Origin of the sequence: Geomicrobium sp. JCM 19037, assembly GCF_000698105.1 — a bacterium.
In the GTDB taxonomy this organism is placed as follows: Bacteria; Bacillota; Bacilli; order Bacillales; family Marinococcaceae; genus Geomicrobium_A.
Map to the genome: position 1 here is coordinate 71270 of NZ_BAWZ01000011.1, position 21549 is coordinate 92818.

The following is a 21549-nucleotide window of genomic DNA, read 5'->3' on the forward strand; positions in this document are numbered from 1 at the left end:
ACTCAGGTGTTACCATAGAGATTACATCTAAAAAACCATCAATAACGAAGCAAACAAGCTCACCGTTTTTGTACTTTTTACTTTCTTGTTCATTAGATAACCCCCACTACGTCAGATCTAATAAAGGGTATACATAAATTTAGCTCACTGACGTTTTATTCATAACTGCCCCTGTCGTTGATTATTTCAGGGAGCATTGGAAAGTAGAGGTGGTAAAAATGAAAACAGTAACGAAAACAACAGCTTATATTACGAGGAATAAAAAGAACAAGTTTCAATTACTAACGATGATTGAAGAAGGTGTAGAGTCATACGGAATTCAAGTTCCAGGAGGAACGTTAGAAGACGATGAAACGTTGGAGCAGTGCCTACTGCGTGAGATTGATGAAGAGTCTAAATTAAAAGCGGTTGAAATTAATGAATATTTAGGCTCTCATAAGTATTATTTAGCAACGAAACAGGCAATGATTACGAGACACTATTATTTACTCAATATAACAGAAGATTGTCCTGATGAATTCTCTGTCGTCGTGGAAAGCGACGGCATTGATAACGGTTGGCTATACCATTACAGATGGATCGATATTGAAGAAAATCAAAAGATTAAACTAGGTGGTGAGTTAGGAGAGTACCTTGACCATCTTTACAATATATAGCTGTCATGAAGAAATTAATAAGGAACAAACCTTGTAGTATTCATAAAAGGATGATGCTCGTAAACTGATGAAAAGTTTGTCATATTATGTCGCATTCCGTTTATTCTAAATGGAATATATTTAATTATAAGAAAATTTAATGTGTAATTATCGCAAATATGATTTTAAATGATATTCTTTACCTTGAAAGGTTGTGTATGTAGTGACGAATGACCAATCTATTATTAAGGAAATTGGTGAATGGTTTCGCTTACTATAACATTTTGATCTCCGTGGTGCAGCAGATAAACGAGTTGAAGTTTGCGACCTGTTGAGTAGTAAGGAAACTTCTAAGCAAGTAAAAGACTATTTTCATTTAGTCGATTTTAGACATAAGGTTACTACTGGTGAGATTATTCATCAACCAGTAAAGCAAAAAGAATTAAAAAGTATTTATGCAATTACAGAAACGGATCGTGTACTGGAGTACCTATACCATTATATGGGGGGGTTATACACTTTAATCAAGAAAATTATGGAATTTCACTAAAGCATTATCGAGTAGCAGAGAAGTCTTTGAATAAGGTGAATCGTTATGAGCAAGCTGAATTTTACTATAGGTTTGGAGCGAGTCTGTACCGAATAGACCAAAATATCATTGCAATGAACTATATTAACGAAGCGTACGAGATTTTTAAAACAAGTGATAACCATCAAAGAAGACGGACGAACTGCTTAGTTTTAATGGCGTGTATACAATCAGAGGCGAAATCATTTCATAAAGCGAGCCAATTGTTTGAACACACATTAGAACTTAGTGCTCCCTATCCTTATATGAACTCTTTAGTATTGAGAAATCGAGGGTTGCACGAATATAGGCAAGGTTTCTACGAGGTGGCTAAACACTCGTTTTATGATGCACTTCATACGGGTAACCAAAGTCAAACAATCGTAGGTGAAAAGACGAAATACAATTTAGCGAACATCTATTTAAAACTTGGGGATATAGAAAAAGGTTTGTTACTACTGAATGAAGTCGAGCAAGAATTCCGATCTTGTGATTTGAATGAATATATAGGCAGATGTATGGTGACAAGAGGACTATATGCATTTGAAGACATTAACATTGATCTTGTTGATAAAGGAATAGAAGTCTTTGATCAGAATAACTTGTATTTTCAAAAAGGAGAGGTGACTGAAGAAGTATCCAATCGATTCAACGATAAGAAAGCATACGATCAGGCATTGAAGTTCATGGAAATCTCTAAGAACACTAGTATTGAACAAACTTATATGGGAATAGTTAACATATGAAAAAAATAATTTATTGAATTAACGTTCGTGATATTAATTTTTACCGTCAATGATTTTGGTACAATCACATAGGTGAATAGTGGAGACTACGTTGCTCCTCATGATAAAGGTGATATAGAATAATAAGGTCATGTCGTTATACACTTGGAAACAAGGTGAAAGCCGATTCGTTGTGGAGTTTGATGAGGAACAAGAGTTGAAAAAAGAATAAATATGCTAAACGTAAAGCGCGCAAACGGCGGGTTCTGACGGATGAACATTTCGTTTCTTCGGTCAATTTCCGCTTCGCGCGCTTTTTCTATTGATTATGGCGTGTATGATGCAAGCGCGAAAGCTCGGAACGGAAGTTCTTGAATAACATTATTCGTCACGGTGTCAATGACATAAATACTATCACTTTCGAGGTCAGAGAGGTATGCACGCCTAGCATCGGCGTTTATGGAAACCGATCTCGTATTTACGTTTCGATCCAAATTGATTGTGCCGAGCAAAGTGTTCGTGTTTGCGTCAATAACATAAGCGAGCACATTGGATGAGTTGCCCGTGTTTAGATTTGTAACATAAATTCTGTTATTAATCTCGTCAACACTTAAGTCTGAAGACAAATTCCCAGGCTCTTCAAGAGGAATTGTTGTAACGACGGTGTTTGTGTTTCCGTCAATAACGGTAAGCACGTTTGGCAGACTGATGTTGAGCTGTTTGTATTATAAATAAAATTCGTAGCGGCGTTTGTAGCGACAGAACCGGCATAGTTGGGTGCGGTGTTTATAGTACTTGCCCATGAGTTATTTAATAAATCCAACACATACATATTGAAAGGACTAACAGGTAGATAGCCTAGACTTGTGGAAGGATTTAGCGCAAACCTTCCTGATGTCCCACCAGTTCTAGGGACGTCAATCGTCGCAATTAATTCGTAATTGTTACTAGCATCAAACCCAAATACTCGAAAATCTGCACCTACATAAACCGTGTTGTTGTCTGGATTATAGCCAATCTCATTAAAGATGCCACTCATCGGTACAGGGGTTTGAGCAATTAACTGATACGTTGAAAGGTCAATGACACTTAATCCTTGCTGGGATGTTGCATATAGGACATTCATTGGTTGATTGATGAAAATATCATTTGGTGTGCCGGTACTCTCAATTTCTGTTATTACTTGATTTCTTGCCACATCATATACAGTTATTCCGCCGTTTCGACCAATAAATAAGATATTTTCAAGTGGTGGGACTGGAGGAGTCGGTTGTGTAGGTTGGGTCGGTGATGTCGGAGTCGTAGGAGAGGTTGGCTGTGTAGGTGGAACATTCCCAGGTCCGTTAATCAGGTTGTTATTAATCGTAATTCTTTTTCTCATTTCTTCACTCCTTTACGATTAAGGTATGAAGAAAGGCGCGGTAATGCATAGTTGTTTATCAGTAGGCAAGGTCATTTTTGATGACGCTTGTCCGTGGGTGTAGCGTATAAAGAGGGGGGATAAACGATGATGTTTGTCGACATAATTGTCAATGGGTTCTAATAGAAATAAAAGCCGTTTACGAGCAAGGCTTTTACGTTGTTAAAAGGGAATAACGTATTTAATTAGATCATTTCACCGTTTGCTTCAATACTTTTGAAATGGCTTGAAGAGCGACAGCAACGTTGTCGTTACTCTCTTCTACGTGGAGCATACGGGCGTTCATGTCGAGTTGGGCAACTTCTACATTTCCAACACGTTTCGTAAGAGCGGTTTGTTCGTTTTCAATTCGGCCTAAGCGCTCTTCCACACGGTCGAATCTTTTGTCTATTTCCTCAAATTTCTTATGCATAAGATCAAATTGAGTGATCATCGTTGTTCTTGTGTCAGTCATCAAGTCAAAAAGTTGTTGAAAGTCATTGTTTTTATCCATCCGTCAACCTCCTCTTTTCTTCATTATAATCGGATTGATTTAAGCGAGCAATGGAAATATATAAGCGATCGCTAATGGGTGATATCAACCTCTACGATTCCAATGGAAATGTACATATGCGTATTCGAATGGGTATAATGGAAGAACATGGAACTGTTTATCGGAGAGCGGTATGTTCGTAAACGATAAGGGATGGGCGCAATGCGTTGGCGATGAAGGGGTGAGGGGTATGGCGTATTTTATTGAGCGGCTGGACAAATTGAATCAACGCTTTCTACAAGAGGCCGTAGCGGTTTTGGTCATTTCTTTTCATCGTGATTTGGCGTTTCTGAATCGAACGGATGAACAATTAATCAAAGCGATTGCCCCGACATTTAGACGAGAGCAAATGTATGTGGCGATAGAAAATGACAAAGTCATCGGATTGGCTGTCTATTCAACGTCAAAAGCTTATTCGCAAGTCATATCACTGCGACATGCGATTCGCTCATTTGGGATATGGAAAGGATACCTCTGTTGGATCTCGATGAACCGAAAACCGATACGATTAGCCGATGACCAATGTTATATCGAGGACGTTGCCACGCACCCTGAACATCGTAGAAAAGGGGTGGCCCATGCGTTAATGAATGTTCTAATGCAGGACGTAAACAATATGGAATATGTACTCGAAGTCGTGGATACGAATGATGCGGCGATTTCGGTATACACGGACCTTGGTTTTCATAAATACCACGCCGTTAAAGAAAATAAGCACGTGCAAAAAACATTAGGCTATTCAGAAAGGCAGTATATGAAGCGAGCAACATGAGCAAAGGTTTTGTGCTTCAAGAAAAAATGCATTACGCTGTTACGAGAAGGAGGCGTTAACGATGAACGTAGAAGTTTGGTCGGACATTGCTTGTCCGTTTTGTTATATAGGGAAACGAAAGTTCGAAATGGCTTTGGAGGATTTTGAAGGGAAAAACGATGTGAATGTGACATTCAAGAGCTTTCAGCTTGAACCAGATGCTCCGAAACATTCCGTTGAATCGATGAATGAGAAGCTCGCGAAAAAATATGGCAAGTCTGTTGAAGAGATGGAAGCGATGCAGCAACAAGTAGCTGCACAAGCGGAAGAAGTCGGATTGGATTATCGGTTAGATCTCGTCCAATCAACGAATACTGAAGCGGCTCACCGCTTGACACATTATGCAAAAGAACACGGAAGATGAATGAACTGACCGAAAAGCTATTGCATGCGTACTTTATTGAAGGAAAACATATTGGCGAAGAACAAGAGCTTGTTCGGTTAGCGGAAGAAGTTGGGTTGAAAAAAGAAGCTGTCCAAAATATATTGGCGAGCGGCGCATACAAAGAAGCTGTGCAGCAAGATATTCGCGAAGGGGCGGAGCTTGGCGTTCAAGGGGTTCCGTTCTTTGTTTTTAATAGAAAGTATGCCGTTTCAGGCGCTCAACCTCCTGAGGCCTTTTTGGAAGTGTTAAACAAAGTGAAGGCAGAAGAGCAGCCAAGTCCTCTAAATGTTGTGAAGCAAGGGGACGCTTGTTCAGATGAAACGTGTTAAGCAGCCATCCGGCTGCTTTTTCTATTTACGAACATATTGTCTTTATCGAATGATATTGTTCGGATTTCGTTGACAAGCGATATGGAACGTTGGTAGAATAATATTGTACAAAAGAATACAAGATACCTCATATAACCACAAGAATATGGCTTGTAAGTCTCTACCAAGACACCGTAAATGTCTTGACTATGATCGGTATATGTCTGCACTACTTGTGCAAGTCATTTTCGGTCGTATTGCCAATGGGGGCAACGACTTTTTTTATGGGTTTTCTTAAGGGGGAACAGTCCGTTGAAGAATTATTTTAATTTTGCAGAGCATGGAACGAGTTATAAGCGAGAGACGCTCGCAGGTTTTACGACATTTTTGGCGATGGCTTATATATTGGCTGTGAATCCTCTTATCCTCGGTGATGCGGGCATGGACGCCAATGCAGTGTTTGTTGCAACCGCCATTGCTGCAGCGATTGGTTCATTTATTATGGGGCTATGGGCAAGTATCCGATCGCATTGGCTCCAGGAATGGGATTGAATGCGTTCTTCGCCTATACCGTTGTACTAGGCATGGGGATTGATTGGCAAATTGCTTTGTTTGGCGTCTTTTTATCGGGAATTATTTTTCTTATTATTACGCTCTTTAAGATTCGTGAAGTGATTATTAACGCCATCCCTTCAGAAATGAAATATGCTGCGGGTGCAGGTATCGGTTTGTTCATCGCGTTTATCGGTCTACAAAATGCGGATATTATCGTATTGGATGAGGCAACGCTCGTTAGCCTCGGAGATTTATCAAACCCGTACACATTGCTTGCGATGTTCGGGGTTGTCATTACAGCATGCTTCATGGTGTTGAAGCTGCGTGGCGGTGTGTTCTATGGAATGGTCGCTACAGCGATTGCGGGTATACTATTTGGCTTAATTCAACCGCCGACTGGAATTATTAGTAGCATTCCAAGTCTCGCTCCGACTTTTGGGGCAGCGTTTACGCATTTAGGAGAAGTGCAGTGGACAACGGAAATGATTTTGCAATTATCGATTGTCGTAATTACGTTTTTATTCGTTGATTTCTTTGATACAGCGGGGACGCTTTATGCCGTTGCCCAACAAGCGGGATTCGTTAAAGATAACAAGCTTCCAAACGCCGGACGAGCGTTACTGTCTGATGCTTCTGCAACGTCTATCGGTGCGATTCTCGGTACGTCAACGACGACAGCGTACGTTGAGTCTTCAGCCGGTGTCGCTGCAGGGGGGCGAACCGGTTTTACCGCCATTGTGACGGCAGGGTTTTTCTTAGTGGCTCTGTTCTTCTCACCGCTTCTTGAAGTCGTCACGTCCCATGTTACAGCCGCAGCCCTCATCATTGTCGGCGTACTAATGGCATCGTCACTGAGACTTATTGAATGGGACCGAATTGAAGTTGCGATCCCTGCATTTCTCGTCGTTGTTGGTATGCCACTAACGTATAGCATCGCTAGCGGAATTGCACTAGGCTTTATGTTCTATCCAATTACAATGGTTCTTGCTGGAAAAGGAAAAAATGTTCACCCGATTATGTATGCGTTGTTCTTCATCTTTGTCGGATATCTGTTCTTCTTATAGCATGGATGACGATAAGCACTGCACCGTGTCCCCGTGACGCTGTGCAGTGTTTTTTGTGTGGATGGGAATGGCTTTGTTTGGGAAAAATGGGAGCAGTTCAGTAGAAGAGAAGGTGTTTTAATTGAAGAAAGTAGTATGGCGTTTAGCAATGATTGCTGCGGTAGTAATTCAATCAACGGTTCCGGTGGAGGCAAGTGACCCGGTCACTTCACAACTCGTTGACCGGGATGGTATTCCGATGGGGCTTGTCTATTTGGAACCTGATGACGCAGGCGTGCGTGTGCACGTAAGTGTGTCGGGTTTACGCCCAAACACAAATTACGAATTTCATTTTCATGAGTATGCAGCATGCGATGCACCGGAGTTTCAATCCGCAGGTGCGTATTGGAACCCCGACCATGAATCATCGTCAGTGGCAGGGGAATTGCCGAACATCCGTACCGACAACGATGGCCGGTACAGCGATTCGATCGTCGCAGAACACGCTAGTCTAATAGAGGGTTCGATAAATAATCCTGTGCTGCCAGCAGGTTCTTCCCTCGTTTTAGAAAGATCAGGTGCTCGAATAGCGTGTGGCACGGTTGAAGGGTGACTGTGATATGCGTTGCTTAGGAGCGAGGGGGCATTAATCCCCTATAACTTATCTGCTCATTTCAAATCTACTTCCGACAAAATGCCCGCATATCTTTTCATATGCGGGCAAGCTCTTAAGCTGCTTAATGATCTGTCAACACCCAGCCATTCGCATCAAAATCTGTAATCACATTTTCATCAGCACTTATTTGATCGATGTACCAACCTCTGCCGTTTGATTCGCTCGTTTCATAACGAAAGCGGACGTCGATCGTTCCTGAGTAATCGGCAATTGGAAAGTTTGCGGATACCCATTCCCATTTGTTTGATCCTACCCATTCGCGGTGAATGGTGTTTTGTGTGTCGTCTCGGTTGACCGAGCCTGACAATGGTTGCCACGTTTCTCCGTCATCATCGGATACTTCGACGATTCCGTAGTCACGTTCAATGTCATTGGCAATATGAAACCACGTATCAAACGTTATGGCATCATGATCTGTCGCATCGATGGAAAAGGAGAGGGTATGGCTCGCGTTTCTAGTGTACCCAGAATACCATGCCGGTTCACCGCTTGGTGCAGATACGGGTATTGCACGAGCCGCTTGTTGTGCGACGTCATGACGGACGGTATTGATTGACCCTTCATCTCTCGTCGGGTGAACTCTGTTGGAAAGAAAGATGACGAAACTGTCTGTAATCGGATCCACGACAAATGTTGTACCGGTGAACCCGGTATGGCCGACCGCAGATGGGGAAGATAACCCACCCATGAACCAACCTCGATCAACGTTCCAGCCTAGACTTTGACCGATGTGGTTTCACGGATGATTTCATTTCGCATCATCCGCTCCACCGTTTCTGGCTGTAAGATTTGCTCATCATCATACGTTCCGCCATTTAAAAGCATTTGTAGAAAAATCGCCAAATCATAGGCGGTGCTGAATAGCCCGGCGTGACCAGTTGCACCACCGAGATCATCTGCTTTTTCGTCATGCACAATGCCCCATACAAGGCCGCGCTCGTCGGTGTATTCAGTCGGAGCAATTTGCCCGAGTAGCTCTTCTGGAGGATTGAACATCGTCTCGTTCATGCCAAGGGGCTTTGTAATATGCTCATGAATATACGCATCAAGTGGTTCAGATGATACTTCCTCAATAAGTTTACCGAGAACGAGCATACTTACATCGCTATAAACCATCGTCGTGCCAGGAGTATTGATCAGTTCAATTTCTAGGATCGCATCCCACATTTCATCAACCGTATCGTATTGGCTCGTTTGAATGGAAGCGGGTACACCAGATGTATGTGTGAGTAATTGCTTGATCGTCACCTCTTCTTTGCCATGAGTCCCAAACTGAGGAAGATAATTGGCTACCGGGTCATGAATCGACACCAGCCTCGTTCCTCGAGTTGCATGACGGCTGTCGCTGTAAATGTTTTCGTTAAAGAAGCGAGATCAAAGATCGTATCCGTCTGCATCGAGATCTTTTCGTCTGAAGGCAACTCTTCTCCGTCAGCGTCAAAACGATAAGCATCGCCGTATGCTTCATGTTGAACAATCTTCCCGTCTTTTCCTACAAGAGTGACTGCACCAGGGAATAGTTGATCGGTTGTCATTCCAGCGTCGACGATCGAATCAATCTCATCGATAAATGAGGTGGTTAAGCCTGCTTCTTCGGGTGGGTGATAGGCGAGTGTGTGTGATGTGTCACGGTTGTTCCAATCTTGATCAAAAGTGGCAATCGGCGTTTCATCACGCAATAAATAGAGATCGGATTTTTTTCTGAGAAGCTCGTAAGCGGTCGTACTCAACCGGTTTTGAGCGTGGTAAAGCGAAAGGTCATCTTTGAAAGCGAGCATCGCTTCGGTGAGTGCATCAGTATCATTCGGGTCAATCATCATGCGCATGACGACGAGTTGACGCTGTAAATCATTATGTACGCGTGCATCCACGAACCCGTCGTGACGTTTGAGATGTTCAATGAGAAGTTGTACGTCAGATACCTTTGTTGGTTCGGTCGTTTGTTGCGCGGTGTCTACTGTGACCGAGTTCGCTTGAACGTCAGCTGTGAGCGGAGCAAAAGCAATGAGCAAAATCGAACATAATATGAGTAGGTGCTTCATCGAATTCCCCTTTTCCACATAAATTGTAAATACTATTCTTAATATTTACACACAGGATGTTCTGAACGTCAATCAGCAGGAAGAATATTTTTGAAAAACAGGTCCGAGGATACGGGACGATAATCAGATCATCCATCGGTGGTTCGGGGTGTGGAGGGAGTGACTTGTGAGCGTGTAGTTGCTGAGTGGGTGGTTCGGTTAGATCGACTAGCTGTTTCCAAAGAACCGCTATTGGAAGTTGATTCAGTCGCATATGAACGTTTTCCCCACGTTTGCTTCCAATCAATAGACGTCTAGTTCCAAACACGCGTAATTGGAAACAGATCCCAACTTTGTAGCGTTCGTGAAGTCTTAAATTTATATGCGGCCCTGATGGAACCTTGAGGTTAAAAGAAAACTGACTCGGTTGAGTCAGTTTATTGACAGATGGCTAGCTAATCGATGTGCCATTGGCGACAGGTTCATCAGGAGATAAGAGAATGACATCACCTTTTCCTGGAACGGCACCGAGGACAAGCACTTCTGAGGTGAAGCCAGCAATCTTTCGAGGTGGAAAGTTGACGACGGCGGTCACTTGTTTTCCGATGACCGCTTCAGGTTCATAGCGATTTGTTATTTGGGCGCTAGAATGTTTGATACCGATCTCGTCACCGAAATCGATGCTCATTGCAATGGCTGGAACCTTTGCTTTTGCTAATGGCTCAGCGGTTTTTACTGTTCCAATTCGAATGTCTAAAACTTGAAAGTCATCAATGGTAGCCACAATCATCCACTCCTTTTTCTCTAGTCTACCTTAGTAAAATAAAAAACGCACCTTCTCGTTTTGTACGAAAAGATGCGTTAGTCACTATGTATGGTGGAGCTGGAGGGATTCGAACCCTCGACCTCTTGTCTGCCAGACAAGCGTTCTCCCCCTGAACTACAGCCCCGCGTTTATGTATGAACCTATATTAATATAACAGCTCTCGCTATTTTTCGTCAAGAGAGTACAAAAAATAGCGAGTCTCTTCACTCAAATAACACCGTACTTGTGCAACAACTCCGATTCATCCCCGGTAATCCAACCGAAAATTTTCGGTTCTCCTTCTTGAAATTGCAGCAAATAGTTGGCACGAAAGGAACGTGAATGGTCTTTTCGTTTACAACATAACTCGCTTGCCACTCGGTGTGAGCAACCCCGTGATGAGCATCAATGATGTTCAGTTTGACGTGTAAGCATTGCATCGCTTTTGTGCCGATTGATCGGTAATATTCATAGCCTTGTTTCATATTTTTTTGAAGTGATTCATCGTTATCCCCGGTCATTACCCCATTCGGGTTGGCAGCGATGAAAGAATCTGTATAAAATGACGCAAAGTGATGCATATCTATCTCGCCATTCAGTGCCCCGTTGAAAGCTTGTTCATACTTCGTGAATAATTCGTTTGCGCGGTCTAACATTGTTTGTTCATTCATGGTGTTTCCTCCTTATTGGATATATGGTTTAAACGCGATATGATTGTAATGAATCTTACACTCGGGAGGTGGCCATGTACATTCCTAAGCATTTTGCAATGAAGGATGAAGATGAAGTCTATGCTTTTGTGCAGCAATATCCGTTTGCTTCTCTCGTTTCACTCGATGTAGACGGTATACCTGAAGCGACACACGTACCGCTCATTCTAGATGAAAACAAAGCGCATTTGATCGGGCACTTTGCAAGAGCCAATCATCAATGGAAAACGATTGAAGGGCAGCGTGCACTCGCAATTTTCCTCGGTGCACACAGCTATATTTCTTCTTCATGGTATGAAACCCAAAAAGCAGTGTCTACATGGAATTATGAGAGCGTACATGTGTATGGAACGATGGAATACTTGCGAGATGATGAGCTGCATGACGCATTAAAACAGCTCGTGCTCACGTATGAAGACACTTTTCTGGAAGACAGTGACTATATTGAAGGCATGAAAAAAGGCGTTGTTGGCTTTAAAATGAAAATAACAGAATTGCAAGGTAAATCTAAGCTGAGCCAAAACCATTCACGAGATCGCCAGCGGCGTGTGATTGCGAAATTGCAACAATCTGAGCGAGAAGATGACCAACAGATCGCGAAGCGAATGAAGGAAAACGAGAAAAATAAAGAAGAATAACCTGATATGTTCAGGTTATTCTTCTTTATATGCACTAAAACGTAGGCGAACGTAATCGGCATACCATTGGTCGCCGTCACGAAGGGCCGGTTCAGCAAACTGTATAGTTCGTTCTAACACTTCTTCACGAATTTCAGGTTCTAGAGGTTGCAAAAGTGGATCAGCAAAGTTTTGCATCCAAATCTTCAGTCCTTCTGCACCGTTGACGAGCGGTGTCGGACGATTGAAGTAGACAGCTTTTTCTACGACAAAACCGTGTTTCTCTAGTAGAGATGTGTACTCTCCTAAACTCGGGAAGTACCATGGGAAAATCGTCGGCATCGGTTCTTGCCCAATCTCTACAAAAGCCATATTCACAGCGGCAATAATGGTTGCGATGTTATCTTGAGCACCCATCTCTCCAATAAACCGACCACCTGGCTTTAGTGATTTAGATACCGATTGAAGGACTGGATCAGGTTCGGTCATCCAATGAAGCGCCGCATTTGAGAAAACAGCGTCAACAGGCTGGTCGACTTTGAATTCTTTCGCATCGGCTACTTCAAATGATAGGTTTGGATACTTTGCCTTCGCCGTTTCAACCATAGAGCTAGATGAATCAATTCCGTGAACGGTTGCGCCGAGTTGGGTAATGCGGTCAGCGAGCTCGCCCGTACCACAGCCAAGGTCAAGAATGGTTTCCCCTTTTTTAGGAGCTAACCACTCTTCTAATAAGTCTTTGCCATACCTGGAAACGTAGGCAGCTGTATCGTCATAAAGGGAAGGATCCCATACTTTTGCGTTCATGAACACCACTCCTCTTTAATTACATAGTATATGGAAAATCTACGAAAAAGCCAATAGAAATGATGCAAAGAAATCCGACAAAAACTGAAACGGATGCGCGTTCTAATCTAGTAGACATCGACATAGAGTGTACGAGATACGGTTTAGGAGGAGTTACTAGTGAAACAGACACCCATCTATTGGATCACCGGTATGCTGCTTGCAATGTTGTTATTGTACGTTCCGATTCACTATATCTCTACGGTGCATCAAGAACGGGCGTTAGAAGCGAGTATTTTTGAGGAATCAAATTGGAAGTATTATACGTACCAGTATCTCGGAACAGGCACACAATATACATCAGGCAACCCTACGTTTTATTTAGCTCATAACGGTGCGGGGTACTTTGTCATCCATGTTGCTCAAAATGATCGCCAAGTGGAAAGAATTACACCGATTTCTACAGATCAAGAGCAGCTCTTAGAAATCGTCGACCGCTATGAAATTCAAAGGTAACGTGGGAGAAACTGTCACAAAAATGAGGGTCGCATACGTCTTTATTTTTATGAAAAATACCTGTATGATAATATAGATTGACTATTTTACTGATAGAAAGGAGGGGTATGTGATGAAGCGTGAAAAAGCAGTCGTCGTATTTAGTGGGGGACAAGATAGCACAACTTGTCTTTTTTGGGCATTAGAGCGTTTTGAAACGGTCTATGCGGTTACGTTTGCGTATGGTCAGCGTCATAGTGAAGAATTGAATGTCGCAAAGGCGATCGCGAAAGACGTAGGCGTCGAGCATCATATTCTTGATATGGATCTGTTGAACCAACTTGCTCCGAATGCACTCACTCGTTCAGATATTGATGTGACTGATGGAGGAGAGGGTGAGTTACCGAGCACGTTTGTGCCAGGCCGTAACTTGCTTTTCTTAACGTTTGCTACGATTTTCGGTCAGCAACGTGGGGCGAATCATATCATTACAGGTGTGTGTGAGACCGATTATAGTGGCTATCCTGATTGTCGTGATGGGTTTGTTAAATCTTTAAATGTAACGCTAAACCTTGCGATTGACGACACTTTCGTTATTCATACTCCTCTCATGTGGCTGGATAAAGAAGCAACGTGGAAGTTAGCGGATGATTTAGGTAGGCTCGATTATGTACGTGAGCGGACATTAACATGCTACCACGGTGTTCAAGGTGATGGGTGTGGCGAATGTCCAGCATGTGAGTTAAGACAACTTGGGCTAAACAAGTATCTCGAGCGTAAAGGTAGTGATCGCTAATGCTTCAGCAGTTTTACCCGCAAGTACAACATGACTATCGTTATGAGTTGAATAAAGATATGCACTTTGCTGCTGCGCATTTTATTGACGATCCGAGTGCCGGCATTTGCCAAGAAATGCACGGACATACGTATTTTGTAAATGTGACCGTTGCTGGAGATGAGCTTGACAGCACTGGATTTTTAATAAATTTTAAGGAACTAAAAAAACAAGTGCATGGTCGTTTTGACCATTCACTTCTTAATAAACATCCGGAGTTCAAGGCAGGTATACCGACGACAGAAGTTGTGGCAAGTGTCATTTGGGACCAAGTCGATGAACTTTTGTCTAAAGAGGCGCACCGACCGTTTTGTCTGCAAGTCATCGTGAGGGAAACCCCAACAAGCTATGCGATTTATCGTCCGAAACAGGAGGAGCATCGATGAAAATTCCTGTATTAGAGATCTTTGGGCCGACGGTTCAAGGAGAGGGTATGGTTGCAGGGCAAAAGACGATGTTCGTTCGTACAGGTGGGTGTGATTATAGTTGCTCGTGGTGTGACTCCGCATTTACGTGGGATGGCAGTCAAAAGGCAGAAGCGCTATCGGCAGAAAGTGTGTTGGAACGTTTGGACGACACCGGTGGAGATCGTTATAATCATGTAACGATTTCTGGTGGAAACCCAGCGCTCCATAAAGCATTGGTGAGCTCGTAGAACTTCTTACAGATCGAGGAATTCAAACTGCGGTGGAAACCCAAGGGAGTTACTGGCAAGACTGGCTCCTCAGTATTGACGATGTGACCATCTCACCAAAGCCGCCGAGTTCGACCATGGTTACGAACTTCGAGCAGTTGGACTTGTTTGTTGAGCGGTTATCATCGCGAAGTGAAGGTTCGCAATCGCTCAAAGTCGTGATCTTTAACGATGGAGATTTGGCGTATGCGAAACAGGTACATCAACGGTATCCGCGCATGCCTTTTTATTTGCAAGTCGGTAATGACGATTTGCACGAGAATCAACCTGAGAAACTTCGGGACCACTTGCTTCATCGTTATGAATGGCTTGTAGACACCGTAATGGAAGACAGAGAGCTGAACAATGTGCGTGTGTTGCCGCAAATCCATGCACTCATTTGGGGCAACAAGCAAGGCGTGTAAATTGAAATAAAGGAGCTTCTCCATGGCTGGAAGAGGAAAAGAAGATTTACCAGAAATTACACAGCTTGGGAATCAAGGGACCGCATATTCTTTTGAGTATGATCCAGCAGTTCTTGAGACGTTTGAGAATCAACATCAAAACCGGGATTATTTCGTGAAGTTTAACACCCCGGAATTTACGACGTTATGCCCGATCACAGGTCAACCGGATTTTGCTACGCTTCATATTAGCTATATCCCTGACGTAAAGATGGTCGAGAGCAAATCGTTAAAATTATACTTGTTTAGTTTTCGTAATCATGGAGATTTCCATGAAGATGCGATCAACATCATCGTTAACGATCTCGTTGAGTTAATGGACCTCGTTATATAGAAGTATGGGGGAAATTTACGCCGCGAGGTGGCATCTCGATTGACCCGTATGTAAATTATGGCAAACCGGGTACGAAGTTCGAGAACATGGCAGAACAACGTTTGTTATACCATGACCTTTACCCGGAAACGATTACTAATCGATAAAAGTAAAAAGTAAAAACGCACACGGCCAAGCGCCGTGTGCGTTTTCTTTTGGGTGTGCTGTATAAGGGGGATCGGCGGCACAGACCGGTCGCGCCGCTTTCCGTCGGTGGGCGCTGGATAACCGTTTGAGTTTTTGCGCCTGGACTTATTTGGAGGGATATTGGAATTCAGCGGCGATCTAGATTAGTTGCACTAACATGTTTCTGCAAGGGCCAATGGTGAGCTTGGCAAAGTGGAAACTGTTCTCAAGTTCGGTAAAATCGCTGGAAAAGCGATATTTTCTCATAAACGAGGGAACAGATCACAAAGTCACGTGTACATCCTCGCTCTGAAGTATCCACAAGCTGTCGGCGCGAGCCGCGCCGAACCGAGTCCGGTTTTGTTTCGGCCCCGGCGGGGCCGACGTGTCGTTGGCACATCAGCCTGGAATCTGCGCGCAAGTTGGAACAAACTGCGCAGGAGTTTAGCAAAATGAGAGCCAAAATCGTTAAACTAGGCAAACTAGCACCGCGCTCCTCCTCCTCCAACCCAACAGCGCAAATCAGGAAAACCTTACGTTCAATTGACCTAGATGGTTCCGGGAGGTGATCTAGATCGCCGGTCTCCTAAAGATTCCCAAAAACAAGCAAGCATTAGCACCGCTGGTGCTGAAAGCAGTGAAAAATGATCTAGATCACCATGAAAATGATCTAGATCATCCAATATATGAGAAAAACAGTCTTTTTACCGTGATCTAGACCATTTTGGGCGTGATCTAGATCGCAGATCTCCTAGAAATTACCAATATCGAGCATCCATCCAAAGTAGAGACAGCACCATGTTGCCCTTGTGCTCTGGAGTGCAAGTATCCGCCTAAAGTGGAAAGCAACAACAAACTGTGTAATTAGGAAAATCTTAAGTTCATCCTATATAGATCACCGATCTCCTAAATATACCTAAATTCTTTACAACTAGAGGTGGTTATGAGTAAACACCACCTCAACGATATAAAAGCGATGGCACTATTATTCGCTGCGTCACGTGCGTTTTCTTTTGGCGTTAAAATGCATTTCGGTTTACGATCTGGTCGATTGCTTCATAGAGTCGGGTTCTGAAGCGGGGTCCATCATCCATCCCCGGAATGGTTGCATAAAGAGTTACAGAGAGTGATCGACCTTGTCCTCAATGAAAATCAATGCGCAAGCGGTGCGCGTCCTTTTATAGATGAAGATAAGCTTTTTTGTTTCCGAACAAATATGAGTATCGTGCTGTGCGGCACAGACCGTGAGCTTCGACGTCATCACATTTCGCCACTAACACTACAACTAGCTTACCGTTTATAAACGGTATAGATATACTTGATGTTGCCTTATGCTTTTTATGAAAAAGCTCATAAACTATATCGCTAATCAGCGTTTCACTTATTTCTCATTCGACACTTCGAACAATTCTGCAACTGTGACAAACTGAAAGCCGGCTTGTTGAAGTCTTGGAATCAATTCGTTTAAGGCTTCAGGTGAATTGACCGTGAGAGATGGCTCATCTACGCCATCGTGCAGCAGAATAACCCCGCCTGCGGTCGTGTCTGCTAGTACTCGCTCTGTCACCTCTTCTGCAGAAATTTCTTGCCAATCGTTTGGATCAACCGTCCAACCCACTGCATAATTGCCCATTTGTTCGAGACGTTCCATTTGTGAATCGAGAATCATGCCATACGGCGGGCGAAAGAGTGTGGTCGATAGCCGACGAGTTGCTCGATGATCTCATCTGTTTGCTCAATTTCAGTTTGCATTTGATCGGCAGTTAAATCCGTCAAATTAGGGTGGGTAAGTGTGTGATTTCCAAGTTCATGACCTTCTTCTTGAATGCGGCGAATGTAGTCAGGATTTGCTTCGGCCCGTTCACCGATGACAAAGAATGTAGCTTGTACTCCGTAGTCTTCAAGCGTATTCAACACGGTTTCTGTAAAACGGGGATCAGGGCCATCATCAAAGGTCAATGCAATCTGATTCGTATCAGGGTTGCCTCTTATCAAAATCACACCTGGGTATGCATCTGCAAGTTCAGGAAGTGTCTCTCCTTGTCTTGCTTCGTCAGTTTGCCCGTTTACAATAGTAGGAATTGCGCACAGAAGAAGCGCCATTAAGGTGATCCATGTACGTTTCAATCATTTCATCCTTTCAAAGAAAGTTATGTGTACCCTCGGAGTATGCCCTGGTTGAGGGGGGATTACTCTCGAATTAAAGATTAATGGGAGGTTACACTCGTAACAGATAATAGAGGGCACAACGGGGCAGGGGCTTGACACAACGGGAGCATTCCCGCGAATGGAGGGATTGCGATGTATCGTTTTGATTGCATACAGATGTCAGTATTGTGAGAAAAAGTAAAGCAAAATCAAAAATCCGCAGAACCTCTAGGCGAAGGCTGGTTTCGTTGATATGATATTCACAGCTAACAACAAGAGGTTAGCCAATACGAATCGAATGAGGAGTGTTTGATCATGAATAAAAAACTTCTATACGGAGCACTATCGGCAATCCTTTCAGTAGGTATGTTAGCAGCATGCGGGGAAGATGCCCCAGAAGAGCCAGAAGGTGGCATTGATGAAGCGCCTGCAGAAGATGGTCTCGACGATGAGCCAATGGATGAACCAGCAGATGAGCCTGCAGAAGATCCACTCGGTGAAGATGACGAAGATCCATTAGGTGAAGAAGACGAAGATCCGCTAGGTGAGGAAGACGATGAAGATCCACTTGGCGCAGATGATGACGAAGAAGACGACGAAGTATAATAGAACAATAGATGAAGGGCATTGACCACCAGCAATGCCCTTTATTTTTTGTACATAAATCTTCCACTTTTGGTGATGCTTAGAATAAAGTCATGCGCATTGAGGTGGAGAGGTTGTCGAAAATAGAAGCGATTGCAACGGTAATGCCCGAGAACAATGTATCTCAAAAAGAGATTGCATCGTTTGCTAGACGGATATTTAAAGATCGGTATAAAGATATCGATCGACTGTTGCAAGTGTTTGATAATGGTGACATTGTGAACAGACAGTTTGTCATGCCGATCGATTGGTATTCTGAAGCCCATTCATTCGGAGAGAAAAATGATACGTTCATAGAAAAAGCTGTTGATCTTGGGCATAAAGCGATTTCGAAGTGTTTGCAAGACGCACATGTGACGAAGCTGAGATCGATGCCATTTTTTGTGTAACAAGTACGGGGGTGTCTACCCCGTCTTTGGATGCAAGAATTATGAATCGGCTAAACATGAGTCCACACACAAAAAGAATTCCAATTTGGGGGTTAGGTTGTGCAGGAGGTGCTGCTGGGCTGTCCCGCGGATATGAGTATTGCCGTGCATTTCCAGAGGCGCGAGTGCTCATTCTTTGTATTGAACTATGTAGTTTGACATTTCAACCGAACGATCAAAGCAAAAGTAATCTGATCGGCACATCTTTGTTCTCTGATGGGGTCGCTTGTGTATTAATGCAAGGGGAGAAAGTGAAGTCCCGGCATACGCATGTGCCTGTCATTACACATACGAGGTCGACGCTCATGCCTGATTCTTTACGGGTGATGGGGTGGGACGTAAGTGATACCGGATTGCATGTCGTTTTTTCAAGAGACATTCCTTCGATTGTGACCGACTGGTTAGATGAGAATGTGAGTAGCTTTCTATCCGCCATTGACCGCTCAAAAGAGAATATCGATCAGTTCGTCGCGCATCCAGGGGGCAAAAAAGTTCTCACGGCGTATGAACAATCGCTGCAGCTACCTAGCGGACATACCGAGCCAGCAAGAGAGGTGCTGAGAAATCATGGCAACATGAGCTCACCTACAGTACTTTACGTGTTCAAAGAGATTATCGATCGTGGACCGACAGCGGGAGAACAAGGTTTGGTGACGGCACTTGGCCCAGGATTTTGTTCTGAATTATTGTGGGTTGAATGGAGAGAAGAGCGATGATTTTATTTCTCATTGTGATGAGTTGGGTCATATTCCAACGTGTCGTTGAACTTCAAGTTGCGAAACGAAATGAGCGACTGACTAAAGACGAAGGTGCGATCGAATACGGAGCCCGGCACTATCCATATATGGTAGGCATGCACGTGTTATTTCTCGTAACCTTAATCAGTGAAGTGTTCTGGCGAGGGTTTCCTCTCTCCCCGGTATGGCAGCTATTACTTCTCGTGTTTCTTGCCATACAAGGATTACGGTTATGGGTGTTGTTGACATTAGGCCGTTTTTGGAACACGAAAATCCTCGTTGTTCCTGACGGGGAGCGAGTGGCAGAAGGACCGTACCGGTTTTTGAAGCATCCGAACTATGTGGTTGTCATTCTTGAAATCCTCATCCTCCCACTGATTTTTCAAGCGTACATTACGATGGCGGTTTTCTCGGTGCTGAATTTCTTGTTCTTGTACTTTGTGCGAATTCCGAAAGAAGAAGAGGCACTTGGAATCCCGAAGAAATAAACGTCGCTCCTTGTCGGAAATAGCGTTTTTTATCCCCTATCCGTTTGCTCCATTTCATGATATATTTTGGCGGAAATGAAAACTTAGGGGGTAAGGGCGCCGCCGAATGAATGAGTTAATGGAACATGCGTGGAGTGTCGTTTTTATTATATTTGCGATTAATATTGTCTACGTTAGTTTGTTAACGCTTCGTTTAATCTTAACCTTGAAAAACTTGAAACTACTAGCAGCAAGTGCAGGGATGTTTGAAATTGTCGTTTACGTGACCGGTTTAGGCATCGTTTTGGATAACATGACTTCCGTCTTTCACGTGACGGCCTATGCACTCGGGTACGGCATTGGTGTGATTGCAGGCATCAAGATTGAAGAAAAGCTCGCCCTAGGCTACATTACAGTGAACGTCATCACGAAAGAATACGAGCCAGACATTCCTAACCAATTGCGTGATAAAGGCTACGGAGTAACCAACTGGGTGGCATACGGACGAGAAGGCGAACGGTTAATGATGGAGATTTTGACTTCTCGTCGAAGTGAGAAGCTACTTTATGATACAGTGAAGTTACTTGATCCGAAAGCTTTTATCATTTCCCATGAGCCAAAAGCATTTTTCGGCGGGTTCTGGGTGAAAGGATTGCGAAGATAAATGGCCCGAAAGAAAACATTTGAAGTTGTAGACAATGAAACGATTGGTGATTGTTTAGCGAGAATTGACGAAGAAGGCTATCGACCCGTAAAGCGAATAGAAAAGCCAATCTTTACAGAAGATCGTGAACAAAATGTAACCGTTAAAGCGCAAAAGATTGTGTTTGAGGCGGTCGCTAAAGATTAGATGTTCAACCGATCTGAGCTTGTCTTCAAGATAAGTTCAGATCAGCTTTTATGTATAGAAAAAACGAACCCTATTCTATCGGTAGATTAGGTTTCCGCTTAAGAAGATGAAGTGGAGGGATTTCGGTGTGTGGACAAAGACGTGTTGTGTTATTTATCGCGGTTAGTTTAGACGGTTATATTGCGACTGAGAATGAACAACTTGACTGGTTATTCGAAGTAGATGGTGAAGGCGACAATGGGATTTCTGCCTTTTATGAGACGGTTGATACAGTCTTAATGGGCAGAAAAACGTACGATTGGGTCAAAAAAGAAACGATTAACGAAGGCTTTCCTTATCAAGATAAACGAACATTCGTGTTTACAAACCAATTCCTTGACGGTGAACCGTCCGTTCAGCGTGTTCATGAAGATCTTGAATCCTTCGTTAACCAATTAAAACAAGAAAGTGGAAAGAACATTTGGCTCGTCGGTGGCGGTGAGCTAGTTTCTTCATTCTTGAAAGCAGATCTTCTCGATGAAATCACTGTAACGGTTGCCCCAAAACTCATTGGTAAAGGCGTACGGTTGTTTCCGGAAATGAATTCAAAACATAACTTGTCATTAAAACAAGTGCAGACGTTTAATCAGTTTGTAGAATTGCATTATGTGGTTGACCGATTGTAAAAGAATCATTATATCTACGCATGTAATATCAAACGAGCCATTCGTT

General features: G+C 43.3%; 22 protein-coding genes, 1 tRNA gene, 6 pseudogenes and 1 riboswitch. Of the genes and pseudogenes, 18 read left to right on the forward strand and 11 right to left on the reverse strand.

The window, feature by feature from the left end; all coding sequences use genetic code 11:
* The first annotated feature begins 218 nt into the window (after positions 1–218).
* Together JCM19037_RS08360 and JCM19037_RS08370 are read left to right on the forward strand one after the other, a co-directional pair.
* The gene (locus JCM19037_RS08360; RefSeq protein ID WP_042399870.1) at positions 219–656 is read left to right on the forward strand and encodes an NUDIX domain-containing protein; all 438 of its coding nucleotides are present in this window, start codon (positions 219–221) and stop codon (positions 654–656) included.
* A gap of 555 nt (positions 657–1211) precedes the next feature.
* Entirely contained in the window at positions 1212–1949 is a 738-nt protein-coding gene (locus JCM19037_RS08370; protein WP_042399876.1) for a tetratricopeptide repeat protein, read from the forward strand.
* A 305-nt stretch (positions 1950–2254) separates the two neighbouring features.
* Here JCM19037_RS08370 and JCM19037_RS08375 read toward each other — a convergent pair whose 3' ends face one another.
* The 3 genes from JCM19037_RS08375 to JCM19037_RS08385 form a co-directional block, all read right to left on the reverse strand.
* Complete coding sequence (locus JCM19037_RS08375) at positions 2255–2554, reverse strand: YncE family protein (protein ID WP_042399879.1); 300 nt, start codon at positions 2552–2554, stop codon at positions 2255–2257.
* Positions 2539–3309 carry a YncE family protein gene (locus JCM19037_RS08380; RefSeq protein WP_042399882.1) on the reverse strand — a complete coding sequence of 257 codons (771 nt, stop codon included), beginning with the start codon at positions 3307–3309 and terminating at the stop codon, positions 2539–2541. Before JCM19037_RS08380 ends, JCM19037_RS08375 begins: the two co-directional genes overlap by 16 nt.
* A gap of 229 nt (positions 3310–3538) precedes the next feature.
* Positions 3539–3841, reverse strand: a complete 303-nt coding sequence (locus JCM19037_RS08385; RefSeq protein ID WP_042399885.1) for a hypothetical protein — start codon at positions 3839–3841, stop codon at positions 3539–3541.
* 229 nt (positions 3842–4070) lie between these two features.
* On the opposite strand from JCM19037_RS08385, the gene JCM19037_RS22495 reads away from it, so the two are divergent.
* The 4 genes and pseudogenes from JCM19037_RS22495 (at position 4071) to JCM19037_RS08405 (ending at position 7595) form a co-directional block, all read left to right on the forward strand.
* Positions 4071–4652: a GNAT family N-acetyltransferase gene (locus tag JCM19037_RS22495; RefSeq protein ID WP_052363703.1), complete on the forward strand. Its 582-nt coding sequence runs from the start codon at positions 4071–4073 to the stop codon at positions 4650–4652.
* 127 nt (positions 4653–4779) lie between these two features.
* Positions 4780–5405 (forward strand): annotated as a pseudogene (locus JCM19037_RS08395) (DsbA family oxidoreductase).
* A 107-nt stretch (positions 5406–5512) separates the two neighbouring features.
* Positions 5513–5614, forward strand: a riboswitch (purine riboswitch).
* Between the two features lie 82 nt (positions 5615–5696).
* Positions 5697–7003, forward strand: a pseudogene (locus JCM19037_RS08400) (NCS2 family permease).
* 121 nt (positions 7004–7124) lie between these two features.
* On the forward strand, positions 7125–7595 hold the full coding sequence (locus tag JCM19037_RS08405; protein ID WP_042399888.1) for a superoxide dismutase family protein: 471 nt from the start codon (positions 7125–7127) through the stop codon (positions 7593–7595).
* Positions 7596–7719: 124 nt separating this feature from the next.
* On the opposite strand, the gene JCM19037_RS22500 is transcribed toward JCM19037_RS08405, so the two are convergent.
* From JCM19037_RS22500 to JCM19037_RS08425, 5 genes and pseudogenes are all read right to left on the reverse strand, one after another.
* Entirely contained in the window at positions 7720–8388 is a 669-nt protein-coding gene (locus JCM19037_RS22500) for a serine hydrolase (protein WP_255357874.1), read from the reverse strand.
* A pseudogene (locus JCM19037_RS29255) lies at positions 8373–9700 on the reverse strand (serine hydrolase domain-containing protein). The gene JCM19037_RS22500 and the pseudogene JCM19037_RS29255 overlap by 16 nt, the downstream one beginning before the upstream one ends.
* Positions 9701–10130: 430 nt before the next feature.
* Entirely contained in the window at positions 10131–10463 is a 333-nt protein-coding gene (locus tag JCM19037_RS08415; protein ID WP_042399891.1) for a tRNA-binding protein, read from the reverse strand.
* 91 nt (positions 10464–10554) lie between these two features.
* Positions 10555–10629 (reverse strand) — tRNA-Ala (locus tag JCM19037_RS08420).
* Between the two features lie 79 nt (positions 10630–10708).
* Complete coding sequence (locus JCM19037_RS08425) at positions 10709–11155, reverse strand: hypothetical protein (protein ID WP_052363707.1); 447 nt, start codon at positions 11153–11155, stop codon at positions 10709–10711.
* A 74-nt stretch (positions 11156–11229) separates the two neighbouring features.
* Here JCM19037_RS08425 and JCM19037_RS08430 point away from each other — a divergent pair, with 74 nt between their 5' ends.
* The gene (locus tag JCM19037_RS08430) at positions 11230–11832 is read left to right on the forward strand and encodes an FMN-binding negative transcriptional regulator (RefSeq protein WP_042399893.1); all 603 of its coding nucleotides are present in this window, start codon (positions 11230–11232) and stop codon (positions 11830–11832) included.
* 15 nt (positions 11833–11847) lie between these two features.
* On the opposite strand, the gene JCM19037_RS08435 is transcribed toward JCM19037_RS08430, so the two are convergent.
* Positions 11848–12618, reverse strand: a complete 771-nt coding sequence (locus JCM19037_RS08435) for a methyltransferase domain-containing protein (protein ID WP_042399895.1) — start codon at positions 12616–12618, stop codon at positions 11848–11850.
* A gap of 159 nt (positions 12619–12777) precedes the next feature.
* Here JCM19037_RS08435 and JCM19037_RS08440 point away from each other — a divergent pair, with 159 nt between their 5' ends.
* The 5 genes and pseudogenes from JCM19037_RS08440 (at position 12778) to queF (ending at position 15544) form a co-directional block, all read left to right on the forward strand.
* Positions 12778–13113 (forward strand): hypothetical protein, encoded by a 336-nt coding sequence (locus JCM19037_RS08440; RefSeq protein WP_042399898.1) that lies wholly within the window; start codon positions 12778–12780, stop codon positions 13111–13113.
* 112 nt (positions 13114–13225) lie between these two features.
* Positions 13226–13888, forward strand: a complete 663-nt coding sequence (queC, locus tag JCM19037_RS08445; protein WP_042399899.1) for a 7-cyano-7-deazaguanine synthase QueC — start codon at positions 13226–13228, stop codon at positions 13886–13888.
* Positions 13888–14313: a 6-carboxytetrahydropterin synthase QueD gene (gene queD, locus JCM19037_RS08450; protein ID WP_042399902.1), complete on the forward strand. Its 426-nt coding sequence runs from the start codon at positions 13888–13890 to the stop codon at positions 14311–14313. The genes queC and queD overlap by 1 nt, the downstream gene beginning before the upstream one ends.
* Positions 14310–15025: pseudogene (gene queE / locus JCM19037_RS08455) on the forward strand (7-carboxy-7-deazaguanine synthase QueE). Before queD ends, queE begins: the two are co-directional and overlap by 4 nt.
* A 22-nt stretch (positions 15026–15047) precedes the next feature.
* A pseudogene (gene queF / locus JCM19037_RS08460) lies at positions 15048–15544 on the forward strand (preQ(1) synthase).
* A gap of 1400 nt (positions 15545–16944) precedes the next feature.
* On the opposite strand, the gene JCM19037_RS22515 reads toward queF, so the two are convergent.
* Both JCM19037_RS22515 and JCM19037_RS22520 read right to left on the reverse strand, forming a co-directional pair.
* Entirely contained in the window at positions 16945–17214 is a 270-nt protein-coding gene (locus tag JCM19037_RS22515) for a hypothetical protein (protein ID WP_193744705.1), read from the reverse strand.
* A gap of 14 nt (positions 17215–17228) precedes the next feature.
* A complete protein-coding gene (locus JCM19037_RS22520; protein WP_152548999.1) occupies positions 17229–17690 on the reverse strand; it encodes a polysaccharide deacetylase family protein in 462 nt (153 codons plus the stop codon).
* A gap of 336 nt (positions 17691–18026) precedes the next feature.
* On the opposite strand from JCM19037_RS22520, the gene JCM19037_RS08470 reads away from it, so the two are divergent.
* From JCM19037_RS08470 to JCM19037_RS08495, 6 genes and pseudogenes are all read left to right on the forward strand, one after another.
* On the forward strand, positions 18027–18317 hold the full coding sequence (locus JCM19037_RS08470; protein ID WP_042399904.1) for a hypothetical protein: 291 nt from the start codon (positions 18027–18029) through the stop codon (positions 18315–18317).
* A 113-nt stretch (positions 18318–18430) separates the two neighbouring features.
* Positions 18431–19500: pseudogene (locus JCM19037_RS08475) on the forward strand (type III polyketide synthase).
* Positions 19497–20009: an isoprenylcysteine carboxyl methyltransferase family protein gene (locus JCM19037_RS08480; protein ID WP_052363710.1), complete on the forward strand. Its 513-nt coding sequence runs from the start codon at positions 19497–19499 to the stop codon at positions 20007–20009. The pseudogene JCM19037_RS08475 and the gene JCM19037_RS08480 overlap by 4 nt, the downstream one beginning before the upstream one ends.
* Positions 20010–20115: 106 nt before the next feature.
* A complete protein-coding gene (locus JCM19037_RS08485; RefSeq protein WP_042399907.1) occupies positions 20116–20652 on the forward strand; it encodes a DUF2179 domain-containing protein in 537 nt (178 codons plus the stop codon).
* The gene (locus tag JCM19037_RS08490) at positions 20653–20838 is read left to right on the forward strand and encodes an NETI motif-containing protein (RefSeq protein ID WP_042399910.1); all 186 of its coding nucleotides are present in this window, start codon (positions 20653–20655) and stop codon (positions 20836–20838) included.
* A gap of 125 nt (positions 20839–20963) precedes the next feature.
* Positions 20964–21503, forward strand: a complete 540-nt coding sequence (locus JCM19037_RS08495) for a dihydrofolate reductase family protein (protein WP_042399914.1) — start codon at positions 20964–20966, stop codon at positions 21501–21503.
* Positions 21504–21549: the final 46 nt, after the last annotated feature.